Genomic DNA, 12,974 nt, shown 5'->3' with positions numbered 1-12,974 from the left:
TTGTGCAGTCATGGCTGCCAGCGCGCTGGCGGCGGGCTGCTCGTCCAGCACCGACCAGATGCGGGTTACCCTCGCTACGCCGGTTGCGGCCAAGGCACTCGATCCCGCCGATCCCACCGACCGCAGCCAGTACCGCTATCTGTATGCCGTGTACTGCAATGGCCGGGTGGATCGACTCGATCTGAAGAACCAGGCCAAGACAGGCAGTTTTCAACTGTCAGAACGCAGCGGCAAGCCTGCGGCCATTGCGGCGCTGCCACGGCCAGGAGTTCGACCTGGCGGCTGCCTTGCCCGCCCTGTCGTCACGCAGGATGCACAGGGAAGCAGTGACGGATTGGTGAACATCGTCGCCAGCAGCCGGCTGGACCCCGATGCGGACGGCCGCAAGCCCTACCAGCTGCTGACCTTCGCCCTGCCGGGCTGGACGCTGCAGCAAGCGCGCAATCTGGGCAGCTTCGATGCATTGCCCCGCCTGGCCCGCGCCGCTGACGGAACCCTGGCCGTGCAGCCCCGGGACAAGGAACCGGCCGCCGCCATGGCCGCGCAGGCCGGGGCCTGGACGGCAGCGGATGCGATGGCCTGGACCAGCGCCCAGGCATGGTCGGCAGGCAATGTGCTGTTGATCTATGCCTTGCCCGGGCAGCCCGGCATGGGCGCTGCGCTGGCACTGGGCGCCGAGGCGCGCAACGTGCACCTGGCCGAGTTCCGCAGCGGTGGCAACGACATCCCGCCCGACCTGCACCTGGCGCCGGGTGGCCGGTTCGTGCTGGCCAGCCTGAAGCGCTCCGTCCCTCTGGGCGAGGGCCTGCGCAAGGTCGAAGCCACCGGGGAGCTACGGCTGTATGGCGCGGATGGCCGGCAGACCCGGGTGTTGAACCAGGCGAGCCTGGCCGGCAGCGTGCTGGCCCGGAGCCGGCCGGGCTCGCTGGACCCGGACCAGCCCAGAACCGACAACGACTGGTTCAACGTAGCCCTGACGCCGGGCGGCCTGGCGGTTTTCACCGACCGGCGCGGCAACTACCAGTTCATTGCGCTGGGCCAGCCCTTCGACAGCGACCCTGTCACGGATGACGCCCAGGATGACGCCGACGGCGCCCGTCCTGGGCTGGTGTACGCAGCCCGCTAGCAGCAGAGGACCTTCCAGCCACCCCATGCAAGCCCTTCATCGACCGGCGCACGCAGGCCCCGCCATCCAGGCCTGAAGCCCCGACCCCTCTTCCACCCCAAGCACCGCGAGATCCGACACCATGACACGCAGAGTCACCATCAACACCCCCCTGGCAGACCAGCTGCAGCTGCGCCGGCTGCAGGGTCGCGAGGAAATCAGCCATCTGTTCGCCCTGGAGATCGACCTGCTCAGCGAAAGCGACAGCATCGATCCCAAGTCCCTGCTGGGCAAGGGCGCCACCGTGGTGGTGGAGACCCAGGACGGCGGCAAACGCTACATCGATGGCCTGGTCACGGCCTTTGGCATGCGCGGCCAGGACGAGCACCGCAACTTCCTGTACCGCGCGCGCCTGTCGCCCTGGCTGTGGCTGGCCACGCGCCGCAGCGACTTTCGCATCTTCCAGAACAAGACCGTGCCGGACATCATCAACGAGGTCCTGGGCATCTACGGCCACCCCATGCAGCAGCGCCTGACGCGCTCCTACCGCACCTGGGAGTACTGCGTGCAGTACAACGAGACCGACTTCCAGTTCGTCTCGCGCCTCATGGAGCACGAGGGCATCTGCTACTACCACCAGCACAGCGCGGGCCAGCATGTACTGACATTGGGCGACGACATCGTCGCCTCGCACGACCCGCTGCAGGGCGGTGCCGTCATCCCCTTCCACCCGCCGGGCAAGGCCGCCGTGGCGCGCGAGGAATGCATACACGCCTGGGAACTGCACCAGCGCGTCAAGCCCGGCCGGCACTACAACGACGACTACGACTTCAAGAAGCCCCGCGCCGAGCTGTCCAACATGCGCCGCAACCCGCCCGGCCATGCGCACGACGCCTACGAAATCTATGAATGGCCGGGCGGCTACACCGAAACCGGCGACGGCGAGGACTACATCCGCGTGCGCCTGCAGCAAAGCCTCACGCGCCAGAGCACGGTGCAGGGCAGCTCCAACCACCGCGCCATGGCGCCGGGCTACACCTTCACGCTGGACAACTACCCGCGCGGCGACCAGAACCAGGCCTACCTGGTCACGGCCGTGGACTACGCCTTCGAAGAAAACCCGCGCGTCAGCGACGGCGGCAGCGGCGAGGGCTCGACACAGAAATTCGTGCTCCAGGCCCAGCCCACCAGCCTGCCCTTCAAGCCCCAGCGCATTACCGCCAAACCGCGCACCACGGGCCCGCAGACCGCCGTCGTCGTCGGCCCCGCAGGCGAAGAGATCTGGTGCGACCAGTACGGCCGCGTCAAGGTGCAGTTCCACTGGGACCGCATCGGCGGCATGAACGAGAACTCCAGCTGCTGGATGCGCGTGGCCACCAGCTGGGCCGGGCCGGGCTTTGGCGCGGTGCACATCCCGCGCATCGGTATGGAAGTCATCGTGGACTTCCTCAACGGCGACCCGGACCACCCCATCGTCATGGGCTGCGTCTACAACGCCTCCAACATGCCGCCCTGGGCGCTGCCGGCCAACGCCACGCAATCGGGCATCAAGACCAGATCCAGCAAGGGCGGCGCACCGGGCGCGGGCATGAAGAACGGCCAGGGCGACGCCAACGCCATCCGCTTCGAGGACAAGGCGGGCGCCGAACAGCTGTGGCTGCATGCTCAGAAGGACCAACTCACCGAAGTCGAGAACGACGAGGACAAATGGGTGGGCAACGACCGGCGCAAGACCATCGACCGGGATGAAACCAACGTCATCCACCGCGACCGCACCGAGACCGTGGACCGCGACGAGACCATCACCGTGCACAACAACCGCACGGAGCGCGTGGACCACAACGAGAAGATCAGCATCGGCGACAACCGCAATGAAGACGTTGGCATCGACGAGAACATCTCCATCGGCAAGAACCGCAGCAAGACCATAGGCCGCAACGAGAAGGACAAGATCGGGAACAACTGGTCGATCAAGGTGGGCAGCTTCAAGACAGAGACCATCGGACTGGCCTACATGCAGAACGTGGGCCTGGCCAAGATGGTGAACATCGGCGCCGCCTACAACGTCAATGTGGGCGCGGCCATGGTGGTGAATGTTGGGCTGAACCAGAGCACGACGGTGCTCATGAACCGCAGTGTTTCAGTGGGTCAGAACCAGTCCACCAGCGTGGGCAAGAACCGCACCGACGACACGGCCGACAACCATACGGCGACGGTCGGCAAGAACTCCGCCACCACCGTGGGCGAGGTGCAGACGATCACGGTGGGCAAGGAAATGGCCATCACCGTGGGCGACGCCATCGAGATCAAGTGCGGCAAGGCCGTGTTGCGCATGACCAGCGACGGCACCGTGCAGGTCAACGGACAGACGATCTCCATCAGCGGCAGCTCCAAGGTGACCGTGTCGTCTCCGGACAGCCATATCAACCCCGCTTGAAGGAAATCCCATGGCAATCCCACAAGCAAGCATTCCTGTCGAACCGTCCGATGACGGCAGCCTGCAGCACGCCGTGTCGAACGTACAGCTCCTGGCTGGACGAGTCATCGAAGCTCAGGAACTAGACCTGTATCTGGTGGCCCTTGTGCAAGACCCCGAGGTTTCGCTTCAGGCTCCCGCCGGCGTTCTGCTTCCGGAACTGGTTCCCGGAGACGAGGTCCTGCTCGCAGTCCTGCCCACCGGGCGGGCCACCATTACAGCCGTTCTCTCGCCTTCTCCTGCAGCGCCGTGGGGGCAGCGTGCCATCCGCCTGCAGTCGCAGGACTGCATCACGCTCAGTTGCGGGCAAGCCACGCTGAAGCTGACAGCCCAGGGCCTTGTCCGTCTGGTCGCACTGACGATTGAGCAGGACGCGCGGGACCTGCTGGATCTGGATGCGGCCGAAGTCCGCATCAACTGAAGGCTGGATCAGAGATGGACCTGAACGCTTTCGAGACCACGCAGGACATGCCCTGCAAGCGTGTGCCGCCATATGAGCACCAGATGCCCATGCTCTGGTTCAATGATCAGCGTATCGAATTCGGGACTTGCAGCGCCGCGCTCACCACGCATCACCCAACCGAGCTGCGGACGGATAGCAGGAATGATGGTCTCCCCCTCGCCCTCGGCGCTCAGGTGGACCCAGGCAACCCTCGTTCCCGCCCGTACCTGGTCCCGCCTGAATTGCATGCGCGGATGGGCGCAGTTCCATGCAGCCGGATCAAACGAGGCCGGCATTCGCGAGAGAAGGCCCGGCGACTGTTCCAGCTCCTGAGCCGCATAGCTGCCCCACAAGGCACGACGCGGCAACCAGCTGCGTCCTATGCAGCCAAAGCCGGCTGGCGAAATCCGGTCGGCTGGCGATCGGAGCGGGTCATCGACCCATTCGAGCTGATGCATCGGCGCTCCGTCCTGGGGAAGGCCTGCACTGAAGCCCGCCCCCACCGGATTGGGGCCGTGAAATATTTCGGGGTTTTCTGCATCCGCACCGCCAAAGGCGAGGTTGTAGGTCAGGGGAACCTTGAGCGCAGGCTCCAGCTCCTGCACCACAGGCACCAGCCCCATCTTGCGGCGCCAAACGCGCTTGCCAAAGACGCGGATGACGCGGTTTTCGCCGCCAATGGCCAGACCCGCGTCGAAACGTGCCACAGCCTTGCCGCCAGGTGCATGGGCATGGCCATTGAACAGAACATCCACGCGGGATTTCAGCGGGGCGATATCGGCCTCGTGGCGCACCACGTGCCCGCACCCATCAAAGGACTCATCACCGCGAAACACCGGCACCGCCTTGCCCTGTGCCACTGCGCGGCCCGCGAAATCCAGCGTGGCCTTGATCACCACGGTGGAGCACAGGCTGCCGTCGGCGCCATGTCCCGGCAGTATTTCCGCAGCAAAAGGCGTCAGATTGTCCAGCATCGCTTGGGTTCCTCCTGGGCGGCATTGTCCCTGATGCGATGCCGCTGCGACGTAGCGACCAGCCTCTTTTCATCATGACCGTTATTGAACTCCCCATTCCCCGGGCCATCGACATCCCCGTCATGGACGGGCAGGCGCCCCGCTTGGCACGCACACTGGTAAACCAGTACTGGCGCCGCGCCCAGTTGCTACAGCGCCCCGCGTCGCGCCCCGACGCATTTGCCGTGTTCGACGACAGCATCGTGCAGGCGCTGAGCGGCCTGAAGCAGCACCTGATGCACGCACCTGAGCTGGACCATGCCTGCCAGCAGGCCATCGAAACAGCTGGCGCTGAAATCCTGGATGAGCCCTCCCGCATCTTCGCGCTGGCCTGCCTGCAAGCCCTGCACCTGCAACGCAAGCACGTTCACGATGGGCTGGAGCAAACGCTGGGGGCCCATCTCCAGGCCCAGCCGAACGCGGTCTTCAACGCCATGCGGTTTTGCTTTGACAACACCGTCGCCGAATACTTCACCTGGCTGCTCTCCCAGGAAAAGCACAGGCAGAGCGCGCCATTGGCACAGTTGCTCCAGCGCCTCGCAATTTCCCGGCCAGCTGTCAGCGACGAATTCGCACAAGCCATCTCTGCATGGACATCCGGTCTTCCGGGCGGCGTAGCGGCCCTGTGTGATTGGCGATGCACAGGGCGTGGCGATGAAGCCAAGGCCATCGCAGCCACGCAACAAGACAGCGATGCGCAGGCCGCCTTGCTGGCGCTGGCGCTCATGGGGAGCCGGCAGGAAACGCCTGTGGCACGCACTCTTTTGGCCCGGATGCCGCATTCCACCGTGGCCTTGGCCCTGCTGGCCGCCAGGGATGGACATGCGCTGGCAAGCGCCTTGCGGCAAGGCCGGCATCCTCAAATGCCCTGGGCCCTGCAGGTATATGCGGCCTCGCTTGTAGGAGACATTCCTCTGCTTCGCCAGCTTGCTGCCCATACGGCCTTGGAGGATGAAGAGGCCTGCCGCACCTTGGCTGACGCCACGGCCCTGCTTACAGGAGAGCCTGCCGATATCGCCTTCGACATGGGTAATGAGGCATCCGGCCGTGCCGCCTGCGTGGATGCTGCCCTGGCCGCGCTTCCTGTTTCAGGCCCTGCACTGCGTCTGGGCCGCCCTCGCACACAGGTGGTTCTGCAAGAGTCCTCGGCCATGGTGGGAGCGCCCTTGCGACGACTGCTCTATCTGGAACATCTCTCACGCGTGGGCGCAGCGCTGTGGATCGAGGCCGACGATCTGGCCGTCGTTCAGGCCCTGGCCTGCAGCACGGCCTCCGTGATCGAACGTGCGGCATTCAACATCGGCAGGGCACAACCATGAACCCTCTCGTAATCGCAGCCACTGGCGCATGCACCCCCATCGGGACCCGGGCCTGGCAGACCGGCTGCGGCTTCACTGCACGCCAGTCGAGCTTTACCCGGCAGGCCATCACCGGCCAGGCCGAGCACCGTGCCACCGTATCCCGGGTGCAAGCCATTGATGCAGCCTGCAAAGGAACGGAACGCCTGATCCGGCTCGCAGCCCCTGCCCTGCACGAAGCGTTGCGCGGCCAGCCGGCGCCTGCCGCAGGCTGGCCGCTGCAGCGGCCCATCCCCCTCTTCGTGGCACTGCCCGACTCCTTGCCTGAACTACCGGGCTGGATAGACGCCGGCCGATTCGCACTGGAGCTTCCCCGCGCACTGGACCTCGCCGCAGAGTTCCTGCCCATCAAGGTCTACCCGGGTGGCGCAGTGGCAGGCGCCGATGCGCTGTCGCAGGCCTATCGTTTCATGCACGACAACCCCTCGGTGCCCGAAGTGATCATCGGCGGAGTGGACAGCTTCGTGGACACGGAGATCGCGGACGTGCTCTACCAGCGTCGCTGGGCCAAGGTCAACGGCGTGTGCGAAGGCTTCATTGCCTCGGAAGGCGCAGCCTTCGTACGACTGTCCCGCAAGCCGGCCACTGCAGATTTCGTCACGGTCTATCCACCATTCTTTGCAGACGAGCCACGCTCACGCCTGGACAGCGACACCCTGCCCGATGGCCGCGCACTGATCGAGGCCTGCCACGGTGCGCTGAAGGCAGCGCACATGCCGGTCAACGCCCTGCACTCCTATTGGTCCGACATGGATGGCTCGGCATGGCGGGGCGCCGAGCTGGCCAGCCTCTCCGCGGCGCTGGCGTCACAGGGCGGCCTGCCGCAAGCCCAGGACCCGGCAGCACTGCTTGGTCAAATGGGCGCGGCCTGGGCGCCTCTCATGCTCAGCCTGTTCCATGAGATGCGCCAGTGGCTGACGCACCCCGTCATGCCGTCGCCCCTGGCAGGCCACGCAGGCCTGCTCACGGTCACCGGGCTGAACACCCGCGTGGCCGCCTGGAGCGCCACCTGGAATCGCCATGCCCGCACGGCAGGAAGATCTTCCGCAGCCGGGCGGCGCCAATCCTCCATTTCCCAAGAGTCCTGAGTCCATCCATGGCCACCTACGTCAACGACCGCCGCGCCATCCACGAAGGCCGCAATCCGGCCATGATTCCTGGCCCGATCAACCCCGTCTTTCCCAAGCCCCAGGGACCACCGGTTCCCATCCTCAACATGGCCCATGGCCCGGGCCTGAAGAACGGCACGGCCACGCTCAAGATCGATGGGCACCCCGTGGCCGTTGCCGGCAGCCGCTTCGAGTCCATACCCGCCACACCCGACAAGCTCGGTGGTATCGCGGGCGTGCGTTCCGGCGTTGTCGGCGGCGCGGCCGAGCCCACCAGCTACAGCAGCGATACCAAGTTCGAGAACCGGGGCAGCGTGCGGTCCTTCGACACGACCAAAAGCAACGCCATGGTCATCAATCCTGGCTGGGCCATGCGCCTTGCCATGAAGGCGCTGCCCGGTCCCTATGACCAATTGGCGCAGAAGGTGATCGAAAAGCTGCCGGGCGCATTCTCCAGCCAGCTGTCGGCCCTTGGAGAAAGCCTGACCGATCCCAGCGCGCTGATCGGACCCGCCCTCAAGCTCGTGGGCAAGCTCATTCCCGGCGTCAACCTCGTCGTCGGAGGGGCCGCCATGGCCCAGGCGGCCGAGCAAGTCGCCGAACTCGCCCAGGAAATCCAGGAGCTGCTGGCACCGCCCCTGACCGACGAAAAAATCGACCAGATCGCCGAAGTGATCGCCGATGGCGTGGCCGCCATCACCATTGGCTTTGTCCTGGGCAAGATCGCCCAGCGCGCCAAGTCGCGCCGCAACCCCGTGGCACAGCGCACGGACAACAGCGTCAATCCCAACACGCAGGGCAACATCATCGACAACGCCTCCAAGGGAAGCATTGCCACGCCACCGACCTGCGAGCTGGGCACATGCCATCCCGTGATCTTTGCCACAGGCACCAAGATCCTGCGCGACACGGATTTCGAATTGCCCGGCCCCATGGCCCTGACCTGGCAGCGGTACTACCGCTCCAGCGACCGCCGCCCCGGCTGGCTTGGATGGGGATGGAGCACGCCCCTGTCCACCGAACTGGTGCTGGTCCACGATGCGGTGCACTACTACGACGCCCGCGGGCGCCGCATACAGCTGCCCGTGATTGCCGCCGGTACCAGCCACTTCGACCCGCGCGAAAAAATCACCGTCACCCACCACCAGCAAGGCGGCTGGAGCGTTGAAAGCGCCGATGGCACCCGGCACCTGTTCGCCCCCCCGGCCACCGGCCAATGGCGTCTGCCACTAGTGCACTTGGTGGACCGCAATGGCAACACCATCACCCTTCACTACCCGGCCTACACCGCCACAGGCATCGATGGCCGCGCGCCCCGCCCGCTGGGACTGACCGACAGTGCTGGCCGCAAGCTGCGCTTCACCTGGAGTGAAGACCAGGGACCCTCCGGCCCGCTCCTGCAGGAAATCCACCTGGAATCCCGTGTGATCGACGGTGTGGAACAGGTCGGCGGCCTGCTGGCACGCTATGCCTATGGGACGGATGGCAACGTCCCGGATGACGCCCATGCCAACCTCCAGTCCGCCACGGATGCCATGGGCGGCGCGGCGCACTATCGCTATCGCCAGCACCTGATGGTGGCCTACAGCAGCCGCACCGGCTTCACCTACCACCAGGAATGGAGCCGGCTTGACGCGGGCGGCCGCGTCGTGCGGACCTGGACCGACGAGCCCGGCACGCTGGACACCCGCTTCGACTACGACCTGGGCCGCCGCACCACCCATGTCACCGACGCCCTGGGCAGGCGCAGCAGCTACGAATACAACGCCCGGCATGAGGTCATCGCCATCGTCGAACCCGGGCCGGATGGCCAGCCCGTCCGATCCGAGACGCGCATGGACGCCGCCGGCAACCCGCAACAGGCGCGGGACGCCATGGGCCGCACCACCCGCTGGCAATTCGACGGCCAGGGCAACCTGCTGGCCGTCACGGATGCATCAGGTGCCACCACCCGCCTCAAATACAACCAGCTCAACCTGCCCGAAGAAGTCACCGACGCGCTGGGCCATGTCTGGCGGCAGGCCTACGACGCCCAGGGCAACCTGGTCGAGCGCCTGGACCCGCTCGGCCACGCCACGCGCTGGAAATACGACACGCGCGGCCTGCCCGTCGCCATAGAAGACGCGCTGGGCAAAACCCGCTATCTGCAGTGGGACGAAGCCGGACAGCTCGTGGCCTACACCGACTGCTCGGGCCAGGTCACGCGCTATGCGTGGGACATCCTGGGCAACCTCGTGGCCTCCACCGACGCCCTGGGCCAGACCACCCGCTACCTTCACGACGCGCTTGGACGCCTGCGCCGGATGTGGGGCGCTGATGGTTCCGAACATCACTATGCCTACGACCCCCAGAGCAACCTGCTTTCCTACACCGACCCGCAAGGCGCCATCACCCGCTACACCTACAACGGCCTGGACCAGCCCGTGGAGCGCCGCGATGCGCTGGGCGGCACGCTGCGCTACCGCTATGACGCCGTGGGCAGGCTCATCGCCCTGCAGAACGAAAACGGCGCCGTCACCAGCTTCACCTACGACGCCGCAGACAACCTGATCGAGGAAACCGGTTTTGACGGCCGCATACAGCGCTACCGCTACAACGCCGCCAGCGAACTGACCGAACTGCACGAGCGCGATGCCCACCTGCCCCCGGATACGCCCTACGATCCACGGCCCGACGCAGCCCTGCCCAAGCGCACCCTGTTTCGCAGGGATGTGCTGGGCCGCCTTGTCGCCAAGATCCACGTGGGCAGCGACGCGGCAGGTAATGGAGACGGAGGAACCACCACCTATGGCTACGACCTGCTGGGCCGCATGCTGCATGCCAGCAACCCCGATGCACATGTGCGCTTCGCCTACGACGCTCTATCGCGGCTGGTGGAAGAGACCCAGGTACACATGGCGCCCAGTGCAGACGAGCAGGCGCTGGCGACCTACAGCTATCGGCACGCCTACGACGCGCTGAGCAACCGCACGGACTGCTGGCTGCCCGGGGGCCGCCACGTCCAATGGCTCTACTACGGCTCGGGCCACCTGCACCAGATCCTCGCCGACGGCCAGGTGGTCAGCGACATCGAACGCGACGCCCTGCACCAGGAAATCGAACGCACCCAAGGCACGCTGACCAGCCGCTATGGCTGGGACCCCATGGGCCGCCTCACCTCCCACAAGGTCAGCCAGCAAGGAGCACTCCAGGGTCAGCCCGGCAGGCCTTCACCCCAGGCCCTCTGGGACCGGGATACTCCCCTGCCCTCCGGCCAGCGCATCGCCCGCCTGTACCAGTACGACCCCACAGGCAACCTCGTCGCCACGCGCGACGGCCTGCGCGGCGACAGCCAGTACCGTTACGACGCCCTGGGCCGCATCCTTGCCGCCCAGAAAAATGCTGCAGGTGGATTGCCCACCTCGGGCCGGAACCTGGAAACCTTCGCATTCGACCCCGCAGGCAACCTGCTCAACCCCAACCGTGGTGGAGACCTCAGCAGCGGAGGCACCAGCAACGAACGCGAACAGGTGCCCACCAACCGGCTCGCCGTCTACCAGGACCTGCGTTTCCAGTACGACCTGCACGGCAACATCGTGGAGCGCCGCATCGGCTGGCACACCGTGCAGCGCTTTCGCTACAGCGCCGAGCACCAGATGCTCGAATCCACGGTCACGCGCTACCACGACAGGCCCGGCCCGAAGATCGCCGGCTCGAACGCGCAGCCAGAGCCTGCCGCCACCGTCCAGACCACGCGCTACCGCTACGACGCGCTGGGCCGGCGCATCGACAAGCACGATGCCTTCGGGCGCACCACCTTCCTCTACGACGGCGACCTGCTCGCCGGGGAAATCCGTGGCTCACGCCTGAGCGAATACCTCTACGAGCCCGACAGCTTCGTGCCACTGGCCAAGCTGGAGTCGGAATGGAAGAACGAAGAAAACCGCAACGCACAGGCAGATACAGAAACGGTCCAGACCAGCTTCGCCACCTACTACTACCACTGCGACCAGATCGGCGCCCCCCAGGAGCTCACCGACGAAACCGGCCGCATCGTCTGGGCCGCCAGCTACAAGGTCTGGGGCCAGACCCAGCAGTTGCGGTACCTGCGCACCGGCACGGACGATGCGGCGGTGTTCACCCACGACCAGCGCCCGCTGGCCCTGGCCGCCCAGGGTGAGGTACAAAGCCTTGCGCTGGTGGAGCAACCGCTACGGTTCCAGGGACAGTACTTTGACGGCGAGACGGGGCTGCACTACAACCGGTTCAGGTATTACGATCCTGTGGTGGGAAGGTTTGTGCATCAGGATCCGATTGGGTTGGAGGGAGGTGAACTTCTATATTTATATTCTCCCAATCCAATATTCTATTCAGACCCGCTAGGTTTAATACGAGTCACAGGCAAGACCAAAGGCGGGCAGAACAGAGTATCTACCACCTGGAGAAGCACTAACGGACCATCTGTGAATAGAAGGCATCACCTGATACCACAGGAAATGCTAAAAAACAAATGTTTTGTAAACAGGCTAAAAGCCATTGGCGTCAAGAACCCTAAAGATTTTGTAGATCGGCAGATAGCAGATATTACAAATTTACTTCATTTTGATATTCACTCCGGCGGATGGAACAACGACTTCAAATCATGGCTTTGCCAAAATCCTAATTTCTCTCAATCTGATCTTCAGTCGCAGATAAAGAAAATGATGAAAGACTATAAAATACCTAAAGGCAGCAGAAGCTCTGGAGGACGATATGGTGGATAAAAAGCATCTAGACTATTTTAAAGAACTCCTTGAAGGAAGAGCTGACATTTCATTTCAAGGCTACCTTGCTGCCCACGAAGATTCATTGAGAAGCCAGTTCTCAGCAGCTAGGTTTGCTCGAATCAAATTTAAAAATGTTGACGAAATTGAAAAAATTCTCAACGAAGAGAAAATACCATACTCCATAAATAACGAAGCGGTAAAATACGAAAAATACCTCTCAACCTTTCACCCTGATTCTCTAAATGGAAAAGGTAGATTAAAAGAGGGTTTCAAGGAAACTTTGTTTAATGGGTTGTTCACAAAATTCAAGGACTCCGGCAATGCAGCTGCTGCAGATCTATACAAATATATTGGATTCAAAGAAGGCAAGAAATCAAAAATAAGCATAGAAAAAATGGAGGATATTGAGTATTTCGCAGAAATAGAAACAAGATTTGGAAACAAAGATTTTGGTCTATTTATACTAAGAGCACTATCTTCCATAGAAAGGCAATTTTCAGCTGCGGATGACATTGTCCTTAGAGCAAAAGAAGCCGTTAAAAATTTGGACGTATAAATCAGAGAATGATCATATTAATTCAATAGAATTTAAGGAAATTCTCTAGAGCGTGCTATGCAATTTTGAGCATCCGCGTTGACTTTGTGCGCTGGTGATTGCAAGGCGCAGTTCGCCGCCAAGGCTGAAGCCTTTGCAAGCGCTGCAACACCGCGAGCCCCTCTGCGCAG

At 63.5% G+C, this 12,974-nt stretch carries 8 protein-coding genes; 7 read left to right on the top strand and 1 reads right to left on the bottom strand.

What is annotated here, in order from left to right; genetic code table 11:
• Positions 1-10: 10 nt before the first annotated feature.
• The 3 genes from KDK82_RS09470 to KDK82_RS09460 all read left to right on the top strand — a co-directional run bounded on the left by KDK82_RS09470 (position 11) and on the right by KDK82_RS09460 (position 4,002).
• The gene (locus KDK82_RS09470) at positions 11-1,126 is read left to right on the top strand and encodes a hypothetical protein (protein ID WP_256974430.1); all 1,116 of its coding nucleotides are present in this window, start codon (positions 11-13) and stop codon (positions 1,124-1,126) included.
• A 121-nt stretch (positions 1,127-1,247) separates the two neighbouring features.
• Positions 1,248-3,542, top strand: coding sequence for a type VI secretion system Vgr family protein (locus KDK82_RS09465; RefSeq protein WP_088164693.1), 2,295 nt, complete (start codon positions 1,248-1,250; stop codon positions 3,540-3,542).
• A gap of 10 nt (positions 3,543-3,552) precedes the next feature.
• A complete protein-coding gene (locus KDK82_RS09460; RefSeq protein WP_088164692.1) occupies positions 3,553-4,002 on the top strand; it encodes a hypothetical protein in 450 nt (149 codons plus the stop codon).
• A gap of 8 nt (positions 4,003-4,010) precedes the next feature.
• On the opposite strand, the gene KDK82_RS09455 is transcribed toward KDK82_RS09460, so the two are convergent.
• Positions 4,011-4,997 (bottom strand): DUF2169 domain-containing protein, encoded by a 987-nt coding sequence (locus tag KDK82_RS09455; protein ID WP_088164691.1) that lies wholly within the window; start codon positions 4,995-4,997, stop codon positions 4,011-4,013.
• 74 nt (positions 4,998-5,071) lie between these two features.
• Here KDK82_RS09455 and KDK82_RS09450 point away from each other — a divergent pair, with 74 nt between their 5' ends.
• Genes KDK82_RS09450 through KDK82_RS09435 form a run of 4 tightly spaced genes read left to right on the top strand, consistent with a single transcriptional unit; the run spans position 5,072 to position 12,804 of the window.
• Positions 5,072-6,355: a hypothetical protein gene (locus KDK82_RS09450; RefSeq protein WP_088165479.1), complete on the top strand. Its 1,284-nt coding sequence runs from the start codon at positions 5,072-5,074 to the stop codon at positions 6,353-6,355.
• Positions 6,352-7,482, top strand: a complete 1,131-nt coding sequence (locus KDK82_RS09445) for a 3-oxoacyl-ACP synthase (RefSeq protein ID WP_088164690.1) — start codon at positions 6,352-6,354, stop codon at positions 7,480-7,482. Before KDK82_RS09450 ends, KDK82_RS09445 begins: the two co-directional genes overlap by 4 nt.
• A gap of 8 nt (positions 7,483-7,490) precedes the next feature.
• Positions 7,491-12,245 (top strand): DUF6531 domain-containing protein, encoded by a 4,755-nt coding sequence (locus tag KDK82_RS09440; protein ID WP_088164689.1) that lies wholly within the window; start codon positions 7,491-7,493, stop codon positions 12,243-12,245.
• Positions 12,235-12,804 (top strand): hypothetical protein, encoded by a 570-nt coding sequence (locus KDK82_RS09435; protein WP_088164688.1) that lies wholly within the window; start codon positions 12,235-12,237, stop codon positions 12,802-12,804. The genes KDK82_RS09440 and KDK82_RS09435 overlap by 11 nt, the downstream gene beginning before the upstream one ends.
• Positions 12,805-12,974 lie beyond the last annotated feature (170 nt).

It is taken from the genome of Delftia sp. K82, assembly GCF_002193035.1.
GTDB lineage: Bacteria > Pseudomonadota > Gammaproteobacteria > Burkholderiales > Burkholderiaceae_C > Comamonas > Comamonas acidovorans.
The sequence above is the reverse complement of the archived record's forward strand: the minus strand, read 5'-3'. Positions and strand labels throughout refer to the sequence as shown.